General features: G+C 31.4%; 21 protein-coding genes. 15 read left to right on the forward strand and 6 right to left on the reverse strand.

Annotated features, from left to right (window positions below):
* Positions 1-29: 29 nt before the first annotated feature.
* From typA to BTO05_RS12390, 6 genes are all read left to right on the forward strand, one after another.
* Complete coding sequence (typA, locus tag BTO05_RS12365) at positions 30-1,829, forward strand: translational GTPase TypA (protein ID WP_198295230.1); 1,800 nt, start codon at positions 30-32, stop codon at positions 1,827-1,829.
* 76 nt (positions 1,830-1,905) lie between these two features.
* Positions 1,906-2,148: a uroporphyrinogen decarboxylase gene (locus BTO05_RS12370; protein ID WP_087492970.1), complete on the forward strand. Its 243-nt coding sequence runs from the start codon at positions 1,906-1,908 to the stop codon at positions 2,146-2,148.
* 84 nt (positions 2,149-2,232) lie between these two features.
* Positions 2,233-3,531, forward strand: coding sequence for an O-antigen translocase (locus BTO05_RS12375; protein WP_087492971.1), 1,299 nt, complete (start codon positions 2,233-2,235; stop codon positions 3,529-3,531).
* Between the two features lie 63 nt (positions 3,532-3,594).
* Complete coding sequence (locus tag BTO05_RS12380; RefSeq protein ID WP_087492972.1) at positions 3,595-4,887, forward strand: O-antigen translocase; 1,293 nt, start codon at positions 3,595-3,597, stop codon at positions 4,885-4,887.
* Between the two features lie 542 nt (positions 4,888-5,429).
* Positions 5,430-6,458 (forward strand): phosphoethanolamine transferase, encoded by a 1,029-nt coding sequence (locus tag BTO05_RS12385; RefSeq protein ID WP_157662586.1) that lies wholly within the window; start codon positions 5,430-5,432, stop codon positions 6,456-6,458.
* Positions 6,455-7,552, forward strand: coding sequence for a glycosyltransferase (locus BTO05_RS12390; protein WP_087492974.1), 1,098 nt, complete (start codon positions 6,455-6,457; stop codon positions 7,550-7,552). Before BTO05_RS12385 ends, BTO05_RS12390 begins: the two co-directional genes overlap by 4 nt.
* Here the strand turns inward: BTO05_RS12390 and BTO05_RS12395 are convergent.
* From BTO05_RS12395 to BTO05_RS12410, 4 genes are read right to left on the reverse strand one after another with little or no spacing between them, the layout of a single operon-like run.
* Entirely contained in the window at positions 7,549-8,505 is a 957-nt protein-coding gene (locus BTO05_RS12395) for a glycosyltransferase family 2 protein (RefSeq protein ID WP_087492975.1), read from the reverse strand. The two genes, BTO05_RS12390 and BTO05_RS12395, sit on opposite strands and share 4 nt — an antisense overlap.
* Before the next feature lies 1 nt (position 8,506).
* On the reverse strand, positions 8,507-9,397 hold the full coding sequence (locus BTO05_RS12400; protein ID WP_087492976.1) for a glycosyltransferase family 2 protein: 891 nt from the start codon (positions 9,395-9,397) through the stop codon (positions 8,507-8,509).
* A 56-nt stretch (positions 9,398-9,453) separates the two neighbouring features.
* The gene (locus BTO05_RS12405; protein WP_087492977.1) at positions 9,454-10,179 is read right to left on the reverse strand and encodes a class I SAM-dependent methyltransferase; all 726 of its coding nucleotides are present in this window, start codon (positions 10,177-10,179) and stop codon (positions 9,454-9,456) included.
* Between the two features lie 2 nt (positions 10,180-10,181).
* Positions 10,182-10,865, reverse strand: coding sequence for a cell division ATP-binding protein FtsE (locus BTO05_RS12410; protein ID WP_087492978.1), 684 nt, complete (start codon positions 10,863-10,865; stop codon positions 10,182-10,184).
* Between the two features lie 250 nt (positions 10,866-11,115).
* Here BTO05_RS12410 and BTO05_RS12415 point away from each other — a divergent pair, with 250 nt between their 5' ends.
* The 5 genes from BTO05_RS12415 (at position 11,116) to BTO05_RS12435 (ending at position 18,875) form a co-directional block, all read left to right on the forward strand.
* Complete coding sequence (locus tag BTO05_RS12415; RefSeq protein WP_087492979.1) at positions 11,116-14,136, forward strand: tetratricopeptide repeat protein; 3,021 nt, start codon at positions 11,116-11,118, stop codon at positions 14,134-14,136.
* Between the two features lie 63 nt (positions 14,137-14,199).
* Positions 14,200-15,927: a TonB-dependent receptor gene (locus tag BTO05_RS12420; protein WP_087492980.1), complete on the forward strand. Its 1,728-nt coding sequence runs from the start codon at positions 14,200-14,202 to the stop codon at positions 15,925-15,927.
* 9 nt (positions 15,928-15,936) lie between these two features.
* Positions 15,937-16,395, forward strand: coding sequence for a YciI family protein (locus BTO05_RS12425; RefSeq protein ID WP_087492981.1), 459 nt, complete (start codon positions 15,937-15,939; stop codon positions 16,393-16,395).
* A gap of 100 nt (positions 16,396-16,495) precedes the next feature.
* Positions 16,496-18,112, forward strand: a complete 1,617-nt coding sequence (locus tag BTO05_RS12430) for an amidohydrolase (protein WP_087492982.1) — start codon at positions 16,496-16,498, stop codon at positions 18,110-18,112.
* Between the two features lie 25 nt (positions 18,113-18,137).
* Positions 18,138-18,875: a hypothetical protein gene (locus tag BTO05_RS12435; RefSeq protein WP_087492983.1), complete on the forward strand. Its 738-nt coding sequence runs from the start codon at positions 18,138-18,140 to the stop codon at positions 18,873-18,875.
* On the opposite strand, the gene BTO05_RS12440 is transcribed toward BTO05_RS12435, so the two are convergent.
* Positions 18,872-19,567 (reverse strand): class I SAM-dependent methyltransferase, encoded by a 696-nt coding sequence (locus BTO05_RS12440; RefSeq protein WP_087492984.1) that lies wholly within the window; start codon positions 19,565-19,567, stop codon positions 18,872-18,874. The genes BTO05_RS12435 and BTO05_RS12440 overlap by 4 nt on opposite strands.
* Positions 19,568-19,586: 19 nt before the next feature.
* Between BTO05_RS12440 and BTO05_RS12445 the strand changes: the two genes are divergently transcribed.
* The 4 genes from BTO05_RS12445 (at position 19,587) to BTO05_RS12460 (ending at position 22,373) form a co-directional block, all read left to right on the forward strand.
* Positions 19,587-20,078 (forward strand): YkgJ family cysteine cluster protein, encoded by a 492-nt coding sequence (locus tag BTO05_RS12445; protein ID WP_087493360.1) that lies wholly within the window; start codon positions 19,587-19,589, stop codon positions 20,076-20,078.
* Between the two features lie 5 nt (positions 20,079-20,083).
* Positions 20,084-20,989: a hypothetical protein gene (locus BTO05_RS12450; RefSeq protein ID WP_157662587.1), complete on the forward strand. Its 906-nt coding sequence runs from the start codon at positions 20,084-20,086 to the stop codon at positions 20,987-20,989.
* A gap of 2 nt (positions 20,990-20,991) precedes the next feature.
* Positions 20,992-21,831 carry a sterol desaturase family protein gene (locus tag BTO05_RS12455; protein WP_087492986.1) on the forward strand — a complete coding sequence of 280 codons (840 nt, stop codon included), beginning with the start codon at positions 20,992-20,994 and terminating at the stop codon, positions 21,829-21,831.
* A gap of 149 nt (positions 21,832-21,980) precedes the next feature.
* The gene (locus tag BTO05_RS12460) at positions 21,981-22,373 is read left to right on the forward strand and encodes a hypothetical protein (RefSeq protein ID WP_087492987.1); all 393 of its coding nucleotides are present in this window, start codon (positions 21,981-21,983) and stop codon (positions 22,371-22,373) included.
* On the opposite strand, the gene BTO05_RS12465 is transcribed toward BTO05_RS12460, so the two are convergent.
* Positions 22,353-23,642 (reverse strand): exo-beta-N-acetylmuramidase NamZ domain-containing protein, encoded by a 1,290-nt coding sequence (locus tag BTO05_RS12465; protein ID WP_087492988.1) that lies wholly within the window; start codon positions 23,640-23,642, stop codon positions 22,353-22,355. The two genes, BTO05_RS12460 and BTO05_RS12465, sit on opposite strands and share 21 nt — an antisense overlap.
* Positions 23,643-23,655 lie beyond the last annotated feature (13 nt).

Genomic DNA, 23,655 nt, shown 5'->3' on the forward strand with positions numbered 1-23,655 from the left:
CATTTGCACGCTTAAAAATAGCACCTATTATGGCTACAATTAAAAATATTGCGATTATCGCACACGTTGACCACGGTAAAACAACCTTGGTAGATAAAATCATGTATCACTGTCAGTTATTTCGTGAAAACGAGAATACAGGAGATTTAATCTTAGATAATAATGATTTAGAACGTGAAAGAGGAATTACAATTACCTCAAAAAACGTTTCAGTTGTTTATAGAGATACTAAAATCAATATTATAGACACACCTGGTCACGCCGATTTTGGAGGAGAAGTAGAGCGTGTATTAAATATGGCCGATGGTGTTTTGTTATTAGTCGATGCCTTTGAAGGACCAATGCCACAAACACGTTTTGTTTTACAAAAAGCAATTGATTTAGGGTTGAAGCCTTGTGTAGTGGTTAATAAAGTAGATAAAGAAAATTGTACACCAGACGAAGTACACGAAAAGGTATTTGATTTGATGTTTGAGCTTGGTGCAGAAGAGTGGCAGTTAGATTTCCCTGCCGTTTATGGTTCGGCAAAAAATAACTGGATGAGTGATGACTGGCAAAATGAAACTGAAAACATTGAGCCATTATTAGATATGGTGATTGAACATATTCCTGAGCCAAAAATTGAAGAAGGAACAACACAGATGTTAATTACATCATTAGACTTCTCTTCATTTACAGGACGAATTGCTATTGGACGTTTGACAAGAGGAAACTTAAAGGTGAATCAACAAATCTCTTTAGTAAAGCGTGATGGGTCAATCGTAAAATCTAAAATTAAAGAATTACATACTTTTGAAGGTCTTGGTCGTAAAAAGGTTGAAGAAGTTCAAACAGGAGATATTTGTGCCATTGTAGGCTTAGAAGGTTTCGAAATTGGTGATACTGTTGCTGATATCGAGAATCCTGAAGGTCTAAAGACTATTGCTATTGATGAGCCAACAATGAGTATGTTGTTTACTATTAATGATAGTCCTTTCTTTGGTAAAGACGGAAAGTTCGTAACATCACGTCATATCAAAGACCGTTTAATGAAGGAGCTTGAGAAAAACCTAGCACTTAGAGTTGAAGAAACTGATAGTGCAGATAAGTTTATGGTTTTTGGTCGTGGTGTATTACACTTATCGGTTTTAATAGAGACAATGCGTCGTGAAGGTTATGAACTTCAAATTGGACAACCACAAGTAATTATCAAAGAAGTTGATGGTGTTAAATGTGAGCCTTTTGAAGAAATGACGATTGATTTACCAGAGCATGTTTCTGGTAAAGCTATCGAAATGGTTACCATGCGTAAAGGAGAAATGCTAAGTATGGAAGCAAAAGGCGAACGTATGGTTTGTGAGTTTGTAGTGCCATCTCGTGGTATCATTGGATTAAGAAATCAATTATTAACTGCAACTGCAGGTGAGGCTATTATGGCGCACCGTTTTGTTGATTATAGACCTTTAAAAGGTGGGATTCCAGAAAGACAAAATGGGTCTTTAGTATCTATGGAAAACGGAAGTGCAATTCCTTATTCTATTGACAAATTGCAAGATAGAGGTAAGTTTTTTGTTGATCCAGGTGAAGATATATACGAAGGTCAAGTTATTGGAGAAAATTCTCGTGGTGATGATATGACAGTTAACGTTACAAAGACTAAGAAGTTAAGTAATGTTCGTTCATCAGGTGCAGATGATAAAGCTAAGATTGTGCCAGCTATAAAATTTTCTTTAGAAGAGGCTTTAGAATATATTCAGAAAGATGAGTATGTTGAGGTTACACCAAATCACTTAAGATTACGTAAAATTTTCTTGAAAGATGTTGATCGTAAGCGAAACAAAATTCACTAGAATATTTTAATATATAATTTTTGAAAAGAGAAATATTGAAAAATATTTCTCTTTTTTGATAATAAAATTAACCCTTATGGAATTATTCGGAATAACAGGAACTGAATATGTAGGCTATTTAGCATCTTTTATGGTGTTACTATCTTTCACCATGAAAGATGTCAAAAGATTGCGACTGGTTAATATGTCTGGTTGTGTACTTTTTATTATTTATGGTTTTTTAATGCCTACGCTTCGAATAGGATTACCTATAATTATTGCAAATGCTGCAATCTTAATGGTAAACATTTACTATCTAATAAGGCCAGCTAAACAGTAATCTATTAAATTTTATAGAGTTAAGTTTGAAGTTGAAGGCTTAAACAATTAGATTTGCTGAAAACCCATATAAGTTAGCTCTTAATTGAAGAAATTTAACAATTACATTAATACCAACGTTTTATTCAACGTAGCTAATCTTAATTCTTTTATATTAGGAGTTCGAATTATAGCAGGTATACTCACTTCAAAGTTTATCGCTATTTTCATTGGTGCTGAAGGTTTAGCACATATTGGAAATCTTTCTAGTTTTTTAAAAGCAATTCAATCATTTTCGGCATTAGGCTTTTATAAAGGTCTTGTAAAATATATTGCAGAATTTAAAGAGGATAATAAAAGACTTAGTGAAGTACTTTCAACTTCTTTTTATATAGGATTTCTAAGTACTATGATATCTGCACTGCTTTGTTATTATTTTGCTGCGCATATTAATACGTTCTTATTTGGTACAGCAGATTACACTTATGCTATTGAGATTTTAGCTTTTGTATTGCCTTTGTATTCGCTTAACGCATTCTGTTTTGCAATAATGAATGGTTATTCCAAGTATAAGTTTTTGTTGGTGATTAGCCTTATAGGACAAATAGGAGGACTTTTAATAACATTATTGCTTATTTGGCAAGACAGAATAGATGGTGCGTTAATTGCGATAGCTATAACTCCTGGATTAGTCTTTTTAATTACACTAGTAGGAATTCTTTTTAGAACAAGTTTAGTTCCGTTTGTAAAGATTACGAGAGTGTCAGCTCAGATGCTTAATAAACTCAGTCCATATTCGGTCATGGCATTGACTAGTGCTGTTGCTTTACCTTTAGTTATGATTTTTATAAGAAATTATATCACTTCTGAAATTGGCTTGCAAGAAACTGGATATTGGGAAGCAATGAATCGTATTTCTGATTATTATTTAATGTTTGTTAACTCATTAATAGCTTTATACTTAGTTCCAAAACTTACAAAAATAGACACCAAAAAAGATTTTAGAAAAGAGGTAATTAACTTCTATAAAAATCTTATGCCTTATTTTGCTGCATTACTTGTTGTGTTATACCTTACAAGAAAAATAGTCTTGAGGCTTGTTTTTTCTGAAGAATTCTTACCTGCAAGTGACTTATTTTTATGGCAAATTTCAGGAGATTTTATTAGAGTATTAGCTATGGTGATTGCATATCAGTTTTTAGCAAAAAAGATGTTTAGCCATTTTATAATATTAGAAATCTTTCTTTTTGTTACACTTTATTTTTCCAGTGTATATTTAATCGATGTTTTTGGATTAGAAGGTGCTGTTATGGGGCATTTCTTTACACACTTATTACACTTTGGGATTGTAATTTTAATATTCAGTAGTTCGCTGTTTGGAATTATACAAGATGACACAGTATAGATTAATCATTCGGTTTTAAATGATTGATAATATTGTATATTACTAATTATTAGAAATTTGTAAATGAAATTTAGGATTTTTAATTCCAATCATCTTATCAAGGCCTCTTATTTTAATGCCATAATAGTGCTTGTTAGAGCTATTTCTGGGATAATTACCTCAAAAATAATCGCTTTATTTCTTGGGCCAAGTGGACTAGCACTACTCGGAAATCTAAGGAGTTTTACACAAACAGCTTCAAGTTTTACAGCAGAAGGTTATCATAATGCCACAATCCGTTATGTTGCAGAATACAATGAAGATGAGCTTAAAAGAAGTAAGACTATTGCTACTGTATTTCAATTAAGTATAGGATTAGCTTTATTAATAGGTATAATCCTCTGGGTATTTTCGTCGATTTGGAGTAGTGTTTTATTTAAAACTGAATCTTATGCATATGTCATTAAAACCTTAGCAATAGGCTTACCTTTTTTTTCTTATAACTTGCTAGTTATATATGTGCTTAACGGAATGGAGCGCTATAAAAAATTGGTTATAGTAAATTCCATTTTGAGTATAGGCAATATGCTTATTACTGTTTTTTTTACCATTAAATTTGGTTTACAAGGAGCTTTAATAGGTATTATTATAGGCCCAATAATTGTTTTTATTATTAATTTTTTTGCTCTAAGAGAAAAGCGAATTATCCTTTTTTATGCTTTTAAGTTTGAATTATTTTCAATTAAAGCATTAAAGAATATTAGTATTTATTTTTTAATGGCCGCATACTCTACAGTAGTAGTATCAATAACTTTTTTATTAATAAGAAATCTTATTATAGAAAATTTGAGTGTAGAAGAAGCTGGTTATTGGGAGGCTATGAATAGAATATCATCATTTTATTTAATGTTTTTCATCAGCTTAACCTCTTTTTATCTATTACCGCGTTTATCAAAAACAAATAGTTTTGAAATTTTTAAAAAAGAAGTTAAAAGCTTTTATATATTAATTATACCATTAATAATAATTGCATTTACGTTAATTTATTTTCTTCGTTATTTTTTATTAAACTTTCTTTTAAGTGAAGAATTTATTCCAACCTCTGAGTTGTTTTTTTGGAGACTCATTGGTGATTTTATTAATGTTATGGCAATAGTTTTAGTAAAGCAATTTCATGCCAAACTTCTTTTTAAATCATATTTATTTACTAATGGTCTTTTGAGTCTAATGTATTTTTGTTTGAGTTATTTTTTTATAGATATATACGGCTTAGTTGGAGTAGTAAAGGCTTATGCTTTTAGTTATATGGTTTATTTACCAATAGTGATTTTTTTTATTTATAATTATTACAAGCAAAATAAAAATAATTTAGTGTGAGAGATTACTTAAATGTTTATTTAAAACCTAGTATTGCTTTATTGCTTTACCCGATACTTTTATCTCTAATATTAGAAATAACAATACATGAAATAGAATTTTCAACATTTTTAAACTTTGCTGAAAATTTGTTATTCGCAGCTGCTATTTTGATAATAGTAGGCCAGCTTTCATATTTTAAATATGGAAAAAGATTTGCTAATTTTTTAATTTGCTCATTTTATTTAATGTTGCTAATTGAGACTGGTTTGTATCTATTGTTTCAGACTAGGTTTAATGCCTCATACATATATGTAATACTAAATACAAATTATAACGAAGTTAGAGAGTTCAGTATCGTCTATTATAACAAGAATTTACTCTGGTTACTTCTGTTTATTATACCCTTATTTCCGATTTTTAAAAAGCAAATTTTTAAAAAAGTAAATCTCATATCAAAAAAAATTAGGCCAAATTTTATAGCTATACTCATTGTGTTATTGTTTTTAAAATTTAGTGGACTCATAGTTTATAATTTACCTTATATAACTATTAAGTCTTACATGCAATACAGTGCTCAGATAGAAGCGATTAATAAGTCAATCAATTCTAAAATTAAACTTGAAACAAAAATAAAAACTGATAATGATGCAATTGTAGTTGTTATAGGTGAGTCTGCAAACAGAAAGCATATGCAGGTTTATGGTTACCACCGTAAAACAAGCCCAAACTTAAAAGCATTATCAGAATCATTAGTTGTTTACGATGATGTAATTAGTTCACATGCTTATACAACGGGTTCTATTAATGATATTTTCACCCTTTCTAATTACGAAAATCCTAATGCAGTAACAACACTGATTAACTATGTTAAAAGTGCTGGATTTAAAGTCATATGGTTATCAAATCACAGAGCAGTTGGTGTTCATGATAATTTGGTTTCCAGATTAGCGTCTTCATCTGACGAAACACTATTTTTAAATTACAATGATTATCGAAAAAACACTTTACACGACGAGGTTTTATTACCAAAGGTTAGGAATAAGTTATCTGAAAAAGGAAAAAAAGTAATATTTGTTCATTTAGTAGGAAGTCATTATGCATATAACAAGAGATATCCGGAAAGTTTTAATAAATTTCAATCAGAAGAAAAGAGTAGTAAAAATGAGATTATTGATACTTATGATAATTCAGTTTTATATACTGACTTTATTCTCAGCGAGATAATAGAATCTGTAAAAAAATTAAATCAAAAAAGTGCAGTATTATATTTTTCTGATCATGGAGAGGAAGTTTATGATGTAGCTGATTATTTTGGGCATTTTGAAGACAAACCTACCTCTACGATGTATGAAGTTCCGTTTTTTGTGTATATGTCACCTACATTTGAGAAAGCAGATAATTTTGTTGTTGATGAGGCGCGTCCATATATGTTAGATGATTTTCCTCATAGTCTTACACATTTCTTAGGAATTGAAAGTGAATTACTTGACAATAGTAGAAGTATTTTCAGTGAAGATTTTAAACCAAGAAAACGTATAATTCAGGAAAATAAAGATTTTAATGAATTTAAGTCAAGTGAAAATAAATGACATACAAAATTTGTATACTGATTGAGAGGTTAAATGGTGGTGGTGCGGAACGCTCTGCAGGTTTGTTGTCTCTGATACTATCAGACTTAGGACATGAAATTACCCTTGTTACACTTTATGACGATATAGCTTACCCGTATAAAGGCGAGCTTATAAATTTAGGAACTTACAAGAATAGATCAACATCATTATTAAGTAAATATTACAGGTATAAGAGATTATACAAAGAAATTAAGAGTCGCAAATTTGATATTATTTTAGATTTTAGAATGAAAAACTTTCCTCTAAGAGAGTTGATTTTAAACAAAATAGTTTTTAGGACTAGCATGATAAATATGGTTAGGCATTATAATCTAAAATGGTACTTTCCAAATCCAACATTACTCTCTAAGTATTTATACAAAGGATATTTGTCTATTAATGCAGTCTCTTTTGATATTAAAAAAGAAATAGAAAAGAAGTTTTCTTTCACTAATGTTAGTGCAATTTACAGTCCTATTGATATAGGTTATATTAAGAATAAAACACAAGAAGATAATATAATTACTGATGATTATGTAATTGCTTTAGGTAGATTAAATGTTATTAAGCAATTCGATAAACTTTTAGAGGCTTATAAAAATTCTGTTTTGCCATCACAAAACATTAAGTTGTATATCGTAGGTAGTGGACCTCAAGAAAAAACATTATTGGAAAAAATTAAAATATTGAATCTTGATGAAAAAGTCACCTTATTACCTTTTCAAAATAATCCTTTTACGTATTTAGCGAATGCTAAATTTTTGATTATGTCAAGTTTAGGTGAGGGTTTTCCAAGGGTTTTGATAGAGTCTTTAGCTTGTGAAACACCAATAATATCTTTTGATTGTAAGTCAGGTCCTAGAGAAATTATTACAGACAAAAAAAACGGCTTATTGGTAGAAAATCAAGACTTTGCAGCGCTAACAAATGCTATTAACGAAATGTATACAAATAAGGTTTTATATAATACTTGCCAGGCAAACGCCATAAGTAGTATACAATCCTTCTCAATGGAGCAAACATCAGTAAAATGGAATAAATATATAAATGCCCTTATGGAAAGTAGATTCTAGTTGCTAAATGAAGTAATTCTAATATTATACTTCAACAATAATTTTTTTATACTTTTCAAAAATTTCAGAAAAAATAAAGGACTTTTTAATAATACTTTCTGTTTCAAATTAAGATTCCCGAAATCCAGAGATTTTATAAGATGATTAAAGTTAGATGCATCCTTTGCTAATTTGTATTCAATTGCATAGGCGTATCGCTTGGAGTCCAGAAATTGTTTTAAAGAATTATTTTGAGGATTGTTTTTTTCGTAAAAATTTAGATTTGGTATGGTTTTATTTTTAATTCCTTGTCTAGTTATTTGGTTAGGTATATTACTCAAGATTGTGGTAAGCGGTGTGTAGTCGTAAGCTAAATTGTGATTTGTAAAGCATTTTAAGTAAAAATCGACATCTTCGGCATAGTCGATACTCTCATCAAAAGCAATTTCTGATAGCACTTTTTTTCTAAATGCTATACTACTTTGACAAACTATAGATTGAAATTTATTTGCTATGAAGAAATCTTCTATTAAAAGCGCTTTGTTTTTTAGTTTTGGGTCTATGTTTTTTTTAGTTTCAATAATATTTGAATCACTGTATTTCTCTAGATAATCTGTTCCATAAACTGAAGCTTCTGGGAAAGTTGTGTATAGATTATAAATCGATTCTAAAAAATTCTCGTGCCATATATCGTCGGCGTCTAACAATGCAATAACTTTTCCTTTTGATAAAGAAGCACCTATGTTTCTTGAAGCAGATAGACCTTTGTTTTCTTGACTGTGTATTAAGTGATTTGTGTGTTTTTTTAAAATATGTTTTGCCTTTTCAAGACTGCCGTCAGTAGAACCATCATTTATTATTACAATCTCATAGGACTTAAATGTTTGTTTAAATATGGAATTAAGAGTAGGTCCAATATACGATGCTTTGTTGTATAGCGGTATAATAATAGAAAAAAATGGTGTCTCTTTCATACTATTGACTAAGGTCTTTATGACTTATAAATAATAGTTTATAAATCTGGAGTAAATATATGTTAGGAGAGTCACTCAGTAAATTTTTTCGAATACTGTTATTAAAAAAGCGATATAAGAATGCAGTAAAATAATTTAGCTTTATTGCCTTAATATAGCTGTAAGTATTTAGTAATTTATTATTGTGAGAAGTTATATTTCTTGTGTCCTTCATCCACAAAAGTGTATCAATAGCTTCTTCACTTTTTCTTATGTAAGAGGCATTGTCTTCTAAGCCATAATGATAAGCTTCATTGTTAATATGTAAAACTTTTAATTTATGCTGTTTTAATAAAGCAGAAAAATAGTTATCTAATCCATAACTGTTTCTATTTAATTCGGGATTAATTTTGTTAAAAACCGTCTTTCGAATCAGGAAGTTAGCAGATATTATAAGCTCATATGGTTTAAGGTTACGTTTTTTTGCATCGACTTCTTCAAACTTTTTTCCGTACTTCCAGCGTAAGATTCCGTTTTTAATACGCTGTGGATTGTTATAGGCAAAACCACCAAAAATCGCATCGTAATTTGAAGTAAAGTAAGTTGAGTAATTTTTAATAAGAGAATCGCTCTTAGGTATGACATCTGCATCTAAGAATAGTAGCCAATTGTATTTTGCTTTTTGACAAAGAAATTGCCTGCTAGCTGTTCGACCAATATTTATTTCAGAAGCAAAGTAATGCGTATCCTTTAGGTCTTTAATACCAATCTCATTTTCTTGAAAGTATTTTGAGGAAGCATCGTCTCTGCATAAAATTTCAAATTCAACACCAAGGCTTGTTGCTTGTCTATGCAATGTGCTAACTAAATCAGTAATTTTATAGTTATATGTTGGTATTAATATTGAGAGCATAAAACAAATATAGAGCTTACTAAAAGGAGTTTAGGGTAGTCACAAAAGATTAAAGTTTATTTTTTACACACGATTACGGTTTCATCGTAAAAACCAAAAGTAGAATCCTTTTTGTAATTAATGATTTTAGTCTTAAAACCAACAGATTTTAATCTCGAATTTAATCCTTCAATAGAATATATTCTTACATGGTCTTCTTGACCAAAATGTTCAAGCCTTTTTTCGGGTAGTTTAATTGTGGCATCTTCGTAAATGTCACCATTTTTAAAAGGTGTTTGTATATAGCAGCTGCCAGATTGTTTTAATACACGATATAGCTCTTGCATTGCTTTGGTGTCATCATCAATGTGTTCTAAAATATGGAAACAAAGAATAAGGTCAAACTTATTATTTGCTTGGTCAATGTTAGTAATATCAAATTTGTAGTCAGCTAAAAAGGCATTTGTAAAGTCTGTACTATAATATTCAGCTGATATATTAGCTTTTAATTTTCTGTAAATAGCTCTTGATGGCGAAAAGTGCAAAACAGTTCCTTTTATCAAATCATTTTTTAATAATTCATCATAAAGTCTTCTTGTTCTAGAAAGGCTTCCGCAAAATGGGCACAACAAATCTTTGTCTTCAAAATTTATAAATGTTCTTAATTTATTATTGCAAATGGTACATTGACAGGAGCTGCCTTTGTAAAAAAGTCCAAAAGGATATCTAAAAAGTAATTCGTTTTTATGAAGAATTTTCTTCGGGAATAATTTCTGTATTAAGGCCTTAAAAGATTTATACATTATTATGATTTTCGCTGTACAACCTCAAAAACCTTATTCTCATCACACTTAAAGGTTTTGCTAGGGTATTTTAAAAGCAAGGCATAATCGTGTGTTGCCATGAGTATCGTATTGCCATTTTTATTTAATTCCTGTAAGACCTCCATGACTTCTATACTGGTTTGTGGGTCAAGATTTCCGGTAGGTTCGTCAGCTAAAATAAGCTCGGGTTCGTTTAGCAAAGCTCTTGCAATTGCAACACGCTGTTGTTCACCGCCAGAAAGCTCATGAGGAAATTTAAAACCTTTGTTTCCCATACCTACTTTATCTAAAACTTTAGTCAAACGTTCTTTGATTTCAGTTTTATCTTTCCAACCTGTTGCTTTCAATACAAACTCTAAGTTTCCATTGATAGTCCTGTCAGGTAATAATTTAAAATCCTGAAATACAACACCTAATTTTCGTCTCAAAAACGGAATGTCCTTTTCTTTTAAACCCAATAAATTAAAATCCACAATATGACCTTCACCTTCGGTAAGTTGTAAATCACCATAAAGTGTTTTCATAAAACTACTTTTTCCGCTTCCAGTTTTTCCTATTAAATAGACAAAATCACCCTTTTGTAATTCGACATTAACATCGCTAAGTACTAAGTTTTCAGCTTGATAAATATTGGCGTTCTTGAGTTGTAAAACGGTTTCGGACATAAATGTATTTTGGTGTAAAAAACGTTATTGGGTATAAATGTATTGCAAAAAAATCAATTAATACTTTTAAAAAGTGGCATAATAATTGGCAATTAAACTTTTATTGTATCAAATGACGGGTAAAACCAAAATACAGATTTGTAGCGCTTGTATTGATAACTTGGTTTATAATTAACCTAATTTTTCTGCGTTACTAATAAGGTATTCATTTACTTTTATCATCAATAGTTTAAATCAAAAAACGACGCATATGACGTTATTCAAACATAAGATTTTTGGAGTTTTATTGTTATTCTCGACAATTCTTTCTGCTCAAGAAACATCTATTTATACAAGCGAGTTCAAGGACTATCAAAAAGCATTAACACTATATAATAATCAACAATACAAAGCAGCACAATCGTTATTTGATGACATTAAGTACGAAACAGACGATGAAACTTTAAAGTCTGATTGTAGCTATTACATCGCTAATTGTGCTGTGCGTTTAAATCAAAAAAATGCAGATGATTTAATTGAGGATTTTGTGGAAGAATATCCGACAAGCACAAAGCGAAATACCGCTTTTTTAGATGTTGCTGATTATTATTTTGAAAACGATGCTTTTTCATATTCCAGAAAATGGTATGAAAAGGTTGACGAAATGAGTATTTCAAAATCAGAGCAAGACAAATACAATTTTAATTATGGTTATAGTCTTTATGCAACAAAGAATAGAAGTGGTGCCGAAAAATATCTAAATCGTGTAAAAGAAAATGGCGACTATGGGTCACAAGCCAAATATTATTTGGGTTATATGGCATACGAAGGTGATGATTATGATGCTGCAAACGAATATTTTGAGGCCGTTTCTGATAACGAAAAGTATAAAGAGAAGCTTAGTTATTATCAAGCAGATTTAAATTTTAAGCTCGGTAAGTTTGAAAAAGCCATAGAATTGGCTGAAGAACAATTACCAAAAAGTAATGAAGAGGAGACTTCAGAGTTATCAAAAATCATCGGCGAAAGTTATTTTAATCTTGAAAAATATACTGAAGCTATTCCGTATTTGAAAGCTTATAAAGGAAAAGAAGGCCGATGGAATAATACAGACTTTTACCAATTAGGCTATGCATATTATAAACAAAATGATTTTGAAAATGCTATTTCGGAATTCAATAAAATTATAGACGGAAATAATTCTGTAGCTCAAAACGCTTATTATCATTTAGGTGAGAGTTATATCAATCTAGATAAAAAACCTGAAGCCTTAAATGCATTTCGCAACGCATCACAGATGTCTTTTGATGAGCAAATTAAAGAAGATGCTTGGCTTAACTACGCAAAAATTAGTTATGAGATTGGTAACCCATATCAATCCGTACCTCAAGTGTTGGCTGGTTATCTAGAAGCGTATCCAAAAACGGAGTATAAAGATGAGATTGAAACATTATTAATCGACTCATACATTACATCAAAAAATTATGAGGAAGCTTTGGTTCTGCTTAAGGACAGAAATAGTCTTGAAAATAAAATAGCTTATCAGAAAGTTGCATTTTATCGTGGTTTAGAACTGTATAATGAAGATAAATATGCCGAAGCATTAACGATGTTCAATAATTCATTAGACCAGCAACGAGATGATGAATTTACATCTCGTGCAACTTTCTGGAAAGCCGAAACGGATTATAATCTAACGAATTACAACGAAGCTCTGATTGGTTTTAAGCAATTTAATCAAGGTAATGTTTCAAGTTATTCTGAAGCTAAAAATTTAGACTATAATTTGGCTTACACTTATTTTAAGATTAAAGATTATAATCAGGCATCTAACTATTTCAATAGCTTTATTAATACTAATAAGGATGATAGACTTAGAACTAATGATGCATATCTAAGATTAGGTGATGGCTATTTTGTGTCAAGTGATTACAGTAATGCTATCACCGCTTATGATAGAGCTATCAGAATAGGAGAAATCGAAACAGACTATGCTGCTTTTCAAGTTGCCATGAGTAATGGTTACATGGGTAATGCATCAACAAAAATTAAAGAACTGAATAGTTTTATTGCTGGTTATCCTAAATCTGGTTTACGCGATGATGCGATGTATGAGCTAGCAAACTCTTATGTAAAAACTAGTGAAACAGATAAAGCCATGTCCATGTACGACCGTTTAAATTCAGAATATAGCAGCAGTGCTTTTATCTCAAAATCATTATTGCGTCAAGGTTTAATTCATTATAACGCAAGTGAAAATGAACACGCTTTAAGTAAATTCAAAAAAGTAGCAAATGACTACGCAGGTTCACAGGAATCAATCCAAGCGGTTTCTACTGCACGATTGATTTATATCGATTTAGGTCGTGTAGACGAATATGCAAGTTGGGTAAAAAGCCTAGACTATGTAGAGGTTACCGATGCCGAATTAGACAACACAACATATCTCGCAGCAGAAAAGCAATATTTAGATGGTAATACAGATCAAGCTATAAGACAATTTAATAAGTATTTAAATGGATTTCCAAATGGAATTCATGCAGTAAAGTCACATTTTTATTTGGCACAACTGTATTATAAGAAAGATTTATTTGACAATGCAAAACCTCATTACAGAGCTGTTGTTGATGCTGCAAAAAATGAATATACAGAGCAAGCTCTGGTAAAGTTGAGTGAGATTTATTTGAATAATTCTGAATGGGATAATGCTATTTCAATATTAAAATATTTAGAAACTGAAGCGGACTATCCACAAAATATTATCTACGCACAATCCAATATAATGAATGCGCATTACCAATTAGACGATTATTCTGAAGCAGAAGTTTATGCCGAAAAAGTATTATCAAATTCTAATTTAGATATTAAAATAAAAAGCGATGCGCAATTAATCATAGCGCGTTCAGCATGGAAGTCAGGTAACGAAACGAAAGCCAAATCTGCTTATGCTTTAGTCGAAAAAACAGCCTCAGGTTTTGTTGCCGCAGAAGCATTGTATTATAATGCCTATTTTAAAAACAAAGACCAAAGTTACGAGGTATCTAATACTGTAATTCAAAAATTAGCCAAAGACTATAGTAGCTATAAACTCTATTCGGCAAAAGGATTGGTGGTCATGGCGAAGAATTATTACGCTTTAGATGATGCTTTTCAGGCTACCTATATATTAGAGAGTGTTATTTCTAGCTTCCCGGAATTTGAAGAAGTTGTAGAAGAAGCAAAAACTGAATTAAATAAAATAAAAGCTGAAGAAGCAAAAACAAATTCATCAATTGAATCAGATAAAAATTAGAATTCTGTTGTCATTCAGAGCATAGCGAAGAATCTTTTTTTTGTCAAAATCAAAACAAATCACATGAATATCAAATATAAAATAACAGCGCTTTTCATTTTAATGACATCTTTTTTGTTCGCTCAAGAACGAACAAAAGATACTATTGATGACCAAACGGTTAACGTAATTAAACCTTATACGCCCACGATATCTGACGCCTTTAAAATCAAAGACAAACCATCGTTAGAAGATGATAACACTATTAAGAAAAAAGAAGTCAAATACAATATTTTTTCTATTCCTGTAGCATCTACTTTTACTCCCGCAAAAGGTAAAGCAGCAAATGTAGATAAGGCAAAACCAGTAAAGCTTTATGATAATTATGCATCTCTTGGTTTTGGAACTTACACAACTATTTTGGGAGAGGTATATTTGAATCATGAGTTGAGTAGTGGAGAAAATGTTGATGGTTATTTTAGCCATCATTCATCTCAAAGCGGTATAGATAATTTGTTGTTGGGCGATGATTTTTCTAAAACAGGACTGAATGTCAATTACTCGCAAAAGCTAAATGATTTTTCTTGGAAACTTGATTTAGGAGCAGACATAAGGTCATACAATTGGTATGGCTTACCACAACAGTTTTTTGGTCAAACTGAAGCTAATATGATAGATTCAAAAATTAATTATAATAGTTTTTATGTTGGAGGTAAGTTAAATTTTGAAGATTCATTCATTAAAAGTGGTAGTGTACGTTTTAGACGATTTGGAGACGATAGAGATTCTGGAGAAAATCGTTTTGTAGCTAAAGCAGATTTTGATGTACCTATTTCTGGTGAAGTTGTGGAGACAGAATTTAGAGTTGATTATTTAGGTGGAAATTTCGATAGAAATTACAACACTACAACGGCTTTAGATTACGGAAATATAAATGTGAGTTTATCACCGTCATATCAAATAACACAAGATGATTTGACTGTGGATTTAGGTGTGCGTTTAACGTACCTTAATGATACAGAGTTTAACGATAATAAATTATTTATCTATCCAAATATAGAAGCTTCATACCGTTTAGTTAATGATATATTAATTGGTTATGCAGGTGTCACAGGAGATTTAATTCAAAATTCTTATTATGATTTTTCAAATGTCAATCCATTTGTATCTCCAACATTATTAATTACTCCAACAGACCAACAGTACCATGGATTTATTGGTCTAAAAGGAAAGCTTTCAAACAGCGTGAGTTATAATATAAAAGGTAATTATTTTGCAGAAGAGAACAAAGCCTTATTTAAAACTAACAATGCACAAACTTTTGCTACCGAAGATTATCAATACGGAAACTCATTCGGAGTTGTTTATGATAATGTAAAAACATTCTCTGTTGGAGGAGAATTAAATATCGATGTCAACAGAAACTTCAAACTAGCTATAAAAGGAGAATATTTTAATTACAATACAGATGTAGAAGCGCAAGCTTGGAATTTACCAAATATTCAAGGTTCCATCTTTTTAGATTATCAAATATCTAGACAATGGTTTATGGGCGGAAGTGTGTTTTTTACAGGAGAAAGAAAAGATGAATCAGCTTTGTTAGGAACATTAATAACACCAGTTCAAAGACAAACTGTAACCTTAGATAGTTTTTTCGATGCAAATGCTCACGTAGGTTACAAATTATTTGATTACTTGTCCTTTTATGCTAAAGTAAATAATATAGCAAACCAAGATTACCAACGTTGGAATAATTTCCCAGTTCAAGGTATTCAGTTTTTAGCTGGTGCTACATATCAGTTTGATTTTTAACTTTACAAGATGAAACAACTATTACTTCTTATTGTATTCTTAAGCGTTGCCTTACTAATACAAGCTCAAAAAACAAACCCTAAATATGATGCCGAGTTAGCCAAAAAAGTAGGTGCTGATGATTACGGTATGAAGTCTTATATCTTAGTGATTCTTAAAACAGGCTCGAACACATCAAAAGATAAAACCGCAGTTGACAAAGCTTTTGCAGGACATATGGCAAATATGGAAACAATGGTTGAAGCGGGTAAATTAGTAGTCGCTGGCCCTGTAGGTGAAAATGATAAAGATTACCGCGGTATTTTTATCTTAAACGAAAGTGATATAGAAAAAGCAAAAACACTTTTAGCAACTGACCCAGCAATAAAAGCCAAATTTTTGGATTATGATATTTTTCCTTGGTATGGTTCCGCAGCTTTATCCGAATACCTAGAAGCATCTGATAAAGTATGGAAAGTAGGCTTTTAACATAATGACGTTATTCAGTTAGAAAATTTAAATAGCGTTTTCATCCATAACGCTTTTCTTATTTTTACACTTCAAAACTTTTAAAATCCACAATCAACCGATGAAAAAATCACTTTCAATTTTAGCACTAATCACAATATTGTCCTGTGAAACAGCAAAACAAACCGCAGATTTAATTGTTATAAACGCAACTATTTACACTGTCGATGATGCCTTCAGTACAGCGGAAGCATTTGCTGTTAAAGATGGAAAGTTTTTAGCTGTCGGTACTTCCGAAGATATAGCTAGTTCTTACAAATCTGATAATATGGTAGATGCTAATGGGCAAACTATAACACCAGGATTGATTGATGCACATTGTCATTTTTTAAATCTTGGAATAGGTTTGCAAGAAGTGCAACTTATGGGGACAAAAAGCTATGACGAAGTTATACAGCGAGTTGTTGATTTTCACAAAGAAAAAAATGCAGATTACATTATGGGTCGTGGTTGGGACCAAAACGATTGGGAAGACAAAGTTTTTCCAAATAAAGCTAAGTTAGACGAGTTGTTTCCGGATACACCAATAGCACTAACAAGAGTCGATGGACATGCTATTTTGGTTAATCAAGCTGCTTTAGATTTAGGTAAAGTTACAGCTGATAGTAAAATTGATGGCGGCGAAGTCGTTTTAGAAAATGGGCAACCAACTGGTGTTCTTATTGATAATGCAGAATCTTTAGTGATGAACTTCTGGCCAACTTCTACAAAACAAGAAGCGATTGACGCACTTTTAGGTGCTCAAGACGTATGTTTTGATTTAGGATTAACAACAGTTAATGATGCAGGATTAAGTATTGAAGCGATTAACTTAATAGACAGTTTACAACAAACAGGTGATTTAAAAATGCGAGTTTATGCTATGGCTTCTGCGACTCCTAAAAACTTAGATTACTTTATAGGTAAAGGCATTATTAAAACAGATTTTTTAAACGTGCGATCATTCAAGTTTTATGCAGACGGTGCATTAGGGTCAAGAGGTGCTATGATGCGTGATCCTTACAGCGACAAACCGGGACACTTTGGGCTTTTGGTTAATGATATTAAAACACTAAAAGCAACAGCAAAGCGTATAGCAAATTCTGAATATCAAATGAATACACACGCTATTGGCGATTCTGCAAACCACGCAGTTTTGGATATCTATAAGGAAGTACTTAACGGTAAGCCAAACCGTCGTTGGAAAATTGAGCACGCTCAAATAGTGTCTGCAGAAGATTTTCCAAAATTCAATGATATTATACCTTCTGTGCAACCAACCCATGCTACGAGTGATATGTATTGGGCTGAGGACAGAATTGGCGAAAAGCGTATGAAAGGTGCTTATGCTTTTAAAGATTTATTAAAACAATACGGAAAAGTAGCTTTAGGTACAGATTTCCCCGTGGAGCGTGTAAATCCTATGCTAACTTTTTATGCAGCTGTGGCAAGACAAGATTTAGAGCAATATCCAGAAGGTGGTTTTCAGATGGAAAATGCATTAAGTAGAGAAGAGGCATTAAGAGGTATGACTATCTGGGCAGCCTATTCTAATTTTGAAGAAGAAGAAAAAGGCAGTATCGAAGTTGGTAAATTTGCTGATTTTGTCATCTTAGATAAAGATATAGTTACGGTTGAGGCTAAAGAAATTCCACAAACTAAAGTTGTCGGAACTTATGTTGGTGGTGAGAAGCAATAGAAATAGATGATTTTTTGTTTTGTATATGATTAGATTTAAATTAACCTTTATCATCTTTATTTTTTTCTTTTTTTCTAAAGCACAGAAAAGTGTAGAGTATATTCAAATGCCAACTTGTGAAGAAGGAGTCAAAGATGCAATTTCTGATGCTGATAAAGGTTTTTTTGTGTCTAAATCATATGGATTAACTTTAGATATTAAATTTGATGGTTTTGCGGATTTTTACAATAGCTACCTAAAAAATCAATATAAAATATCGTTTGAAAATGGTGGTTGCGTGTCCTCTAATTATTCAGAATGTTATAAAAAGACAACAGAAGAATTAATCATTCAAAAATATGGGGATGATATATACGTTAGAGCACGCAAAGAAGCTGCTATTGAATTTAAAAAAACAAATGAATTTCTCGAAATAGTAAAGCCTAAAATTGATTCAGGCTATGTGTATTCTTTTGTGTCATTTGGAATGGAGCCAAAGTTTTTAGTTAGCAACCAAGAAACTGATTTTATTAAATATTTGGGATTTCCGAATTTTCAAATAGATTATTTTAATCCTCAAAACTACTGTAGAATCTCATTTGTCGTAGAGAAGGATGGAAGTTTGAGTAAATTCAGTTTAAAGAATGCTAAAACGTTGGAAGAAATTAACAATCAAAAACTAATGAAGAAGTTACGTAATTCTCCCAAATGGTTACCTGCTAATTATCTGGAAGAGGTCATAAGGTATGAGGTTTCTTATAAGGTTCCTTTAAGTTTACTTTAGAATAATCTAGCCAAATAATCAAAATGCTCACCATCCATAACTTTCTCACATTTTAGTCCAAGCGTTTTACAAGCTAGTTTTAAAGTCTCAAAATCGAGGTACAGCCATTTCATTGGTTCTTCTTTTTCGTTTTTGTAGCTGAGGTAATAATCTAATTCACCATAATAACCCCCACTTAAATCTAGCCAAGTACCGCCATCATCATCTTCGAACATGTATTTAATATCAGAAGAATCTATTAAGATTTGACCATTAGGGTTTAAAAGAGATTTTAAATGCTTCAGATATTTCGAAACTTGTAGGACTTCTTCAAAAATCCCTGTACCATTCATTAGGAGTAAGATGGTGTCAAAGTTTTCAGTTTCGTCTAAGAGTGGTTTTAATTCAATATTCAAAACACCACGCTGGCTAGCAACGTTTACTGCACCTTTTGATATGTCAATGGCTTTTACATCAATACCGTTTTGTTGTAAATACAGACTGTGACTACCCGAGCCACAACCAACATCAAGCGTCTTTCCTTTTGCTAACTGTAACGCCTTTTGTTCAAGCTTTGGCATTTCGGTATACGCTCTAAATAAGTAGGGAAGAGGCAATACATCTTCATCAGAAATATTAGTAGATGTAATAAGGTCTTCAGAATAATTATCCGAGTAATAATCTAACATCGCTTTTCCGAAAATGTCTTTCATATTAAGTAACTTTGTTTTTATGCAAGACTACATTAATAATCTACCAAAGCTCGCCAAAGATAAGCATAAAGAGAATGCAGCGTTTTTTAAGAAGCTTAAAAAAAAGCCACCAAAGCAATTAGATTATATCATGCAAGATTTGCATGAAGCAGAGTTTGAACGTACCGATTGTTTAGAGTGCGCCAATTGCTGTAAAACAACAGGGCCATTATTTACCGATAAAGATATTTTGCGTATTGCAAAACATTTTAAAATGAAACCACAGCAATTTACGGAACAATTTTTGAGGCTAGATGAAGAAAATGATTACGTCTTGCAGTCTGTACCTTGTACATTTTTAGGCGCTGATAATTACTGTTCTATTTATGAAGTTAGGCCAAAGGCATGTCGTGAGTTTCCGCATACGGATAGAAAGAAGTTTCAGCAAATATCTAATTTGACACTAAAAAATGTAGCTATATGTCCAGCTGCTTTTAATATAGTTGAAGCTATGAAAGCTCGAATCAAATAATACCTATGAGAAAAATAATTTGTATTCTATTACTATCCATTTATTTTCAAAGCAGTGATGCCCAAATAAGAGAATGGATGACACCTTTAAAGTTTGCCCAAATCAAAGCTAGAAGTGAGAATAAGCTTATTATAATGGCATGGAGTAGATCGTTAGAGATTCCTTTTCCAGCAATTGTTAAAGACGAAAACGGTAAAGACGTATATCTAAGAAATCTTTTTGAATCTCCTGTTATTAAAGAGTTTTTATGGACTTATTTTATTCCAGTAAAAGTTGATGATGATTTTTATGGAGAGTTAATGAAAGACTTAAAAGTGAAAAGAAGTCAAAGTTATATTGATGCATTTGAAGATGACTCGCTTAAGATTATGGATGCTAATGGGAATATTATTGGTACTTCTGGTGCTTTTACTGAGGTTCTTAATTTTTCTAAATTTGTAACAAAGTATAATTTAAACACATCGTTTTTAAAGCAAGAATTAATTAATTATCATACCAACAAGGACTTTTATTCGACATTTTATTTGGCTTCAAAATATATAGATTACAGCATTTTGGTGAATGATAAAGTTAGAGATGAGATTTTAGAGTTATCTAATATTTATTTCAATGAAGCAGAGCAGATTTTGTCAGAAGACCAAAGTTTAGAAAATAAAGAAGCATTAATTCAGCGCATTCAATTAACAAAACTAAAACAAGATTTAATAAAAAATAAGTCTCGAAAAGTTTTACGTCAATTGAATAAAATAGCTGAGCTTGGTTTGCAAGATGTCAATAAACCTTTAGAGAAATTTCTGCAATACACGGCCTATCGTTTAAGAAACGACACTGAGAATTTTTCAATTCTAGAAAAAGATTTATCTTTATTATACAAGAAACAAGCGCAAAGCATTGTAGATATAAATCGATAATATTGGAAACTTTATACAACTATTTCGAAACTATTCCGTCTTCGCACAGAAGCTTAATACTAGTTTCTGGGATTACTTTTTTTTGGCTACTAGAAGGTGTATTACCATTGTTTAGATTTGATTATAAGAAGTGGAAACACGCTGTGCCAAATTTCTTCTTTACATTAACAACTATTGCTATTAATTTTGGATTGGCTTTTTTGCTGTTATGGTCTGCTGATTGGGTAAAAGCAAATAATTTTGGAATTATAAATTGGTTGCCAGAAATACCACTTTGGGCATACATGTTTTTGGGTATTTTTTTACTCGATTTTTTTGGTGCTTATTTAGCTCATTTTGTCGAGCACAAAGTAAAGCCTTTGTGGATGGTACATTTGGTACATCATACCGACCATAAAGTAGATACAACCACGGCAAATAGACACCATCCTATTGAAAGTGTTATAAGATTTACTTTTACTTTGCTTGGGGTTTTTGTTGTTGGCACTCCAATAGCAATTGTTATGCTATATCAAGCTTTATCTCTAATTTTCACACAATTTACTCATGCTAATATCAAACTCCCAAAGGCAGTTGATAAAGTGATTAGTTATTTGCTGATTTCTCCTGATATGCATAAAATTCATCATCATTACAGGTTGCCTTATACAGATTCTAACTACGGAAATATATTCTCAGTTTGGGACAGGTTATTTGGAACATATATGTATATGGACCGCGAAAAATTAGTCTATGGTGTTGATGTTTTTCCTGATGAGGTGAAGAATAGTAATATCAAAGATTTACTGAAACAACCTTTTCAGCCTTATGAAAAACCAACGCTTACTTCAGAGTTAGAGTGATTTTATTTTAGTTACTTATATCGATTTTTAATAACGATACATCGAATAAAAATTTTACGTAATCTAAAACTGCATTATTCTCGTATCTTAACCAAGATTAATTAATTCTATTGAGGAAAACAATTTTGTTTGACTTAAGAGAAATTTGAATGAAAATATTCCCCCGATTTATATTCGCAATCTTATTGCTAGGATTTGCGCATGTTTCCTTTTCCCAATCCGGAAAGGCTGTCTTACATAAAAATAACAATGTTCAAGCTTCTGGTTTAATTCATAAATTAAACGCGTCAAAAGATGCAATCATTTTAAAAAGTGATAAAAAAATAAACTACGTATATACCGCAAATAATACAGATTTTGAGGATGTAATGTTTAGAATAGATGGTACATCTTATGAGCTACCTTTGTATAAACTAAATAAAGGACGCAATGTAATTGTTGCCATACAATCACCACTTCGAATAGTGTTTGTAGTTAATATTATTGAGGAATTCCCTAAGCCAAAACTAGTAGGTAACACTTTAAGCTCGGTCGTAGATTAGGTATTTTTCACGTTTTTGTTTGTAAGCTTCTAAATCAGTTTGCCAGCTTTTTTTAATTTCAGTTTCAGTCTTACCTGCTTCTATTTGTTTCTGTAGATTTTCTGTCCCTGCATGTTTTGTGAAGTTTGCTGTATTAAAAACTTTAGACTTGTCTTTAGCATGTTTATAAGCGTCTATAACATATTTTAAGGTAAATCTTCTTTCAGCTTTTATTTCAGATAAGTCCACGCCATAGCAAACTTTATTTTGGTATTTAGGGTATTTAGCACCAAAATTAGAAACAGGTGTGTAGTTAAAATCATAATGATTCTTATCTAAGTTAGGTGAGCCATAACGTTGAAATTGAAATTCTGTTCCACGACCAGCATTGATTGTAGTACCTTCAAATAAACCTAAACTTGGATATAATTTTATGGATTGGTCGTTTGGTAAATTCGGAGAAGGTCTTATCGGTAAATTATAAGAGGATTCGTGTGAGTAATTTTCTAATTCTATAATTGTAATGTCGCAAGCTACACTGTTGTTAAGCCAAGCTTCACCATTAATCATTTTTGCGTATTCTCCAATAGTCATTCCATGAACTAACGGAATTGGATGCATACCTAAAAAACTGCTATGTTGTTTCTCTAAGGTTGGCCCATCAACATAATTACCGTTAGGGTTTGGTCTGTCTAAAATTAAAAGCGGAATGTTTTGCTCAGCACAAGCTTCCATCACATAGTGTAATGTCGATATATAGGTATAAAATCTAACCCCAACATCTTGTATGTCAAAAACCATGATGTCTATACCATCTAGTTGTTCCTTCGTTGGTTTTTTATGTTTTCCATGTAAAGAATGAATTGTTAAACCAGTCTTTGTGTCTTTGCCATCTTTCACCAATTCCCCAGCATCTGCTTTTCCTCTGAAACCGTGCTCTGGAGAAAATACTTTTTTGATGTCTACATTCAACTTTAAAAGTGAGTCAACGAGGTGAGTGTAAGGATAGGCATATTTTTCAAACACTACTTCATCAGTTTCTGGGTCAACTAAGTAAATAGAATCACCTTCGGTTTCAAAAATAACAGACGTCTGATTCGCTACAATACCGACCTTTTTTCCATTTAATATTGGCAAATATTTTTCAGTTTGATTGGCGCCAACAATAATCTCTTTTTCACGCTGATTTTGTTTCGGAACTTCATTATTTTCGGTTTTATTATTATCTGCTTTAGAACCACAAGACATCATCATTAAAACCAATAATAAAACTGTATTTTTGAACATCATAAACGGCTTAGAT

The organism is Winogradskyella sp. PC-19 (assembly GCF_002163855.1).
GTDB lineage: Bacteria > Bacteroidota > Bacteroidia > Flavobacteriales > Flavobacteriaceae > Winogradskyella.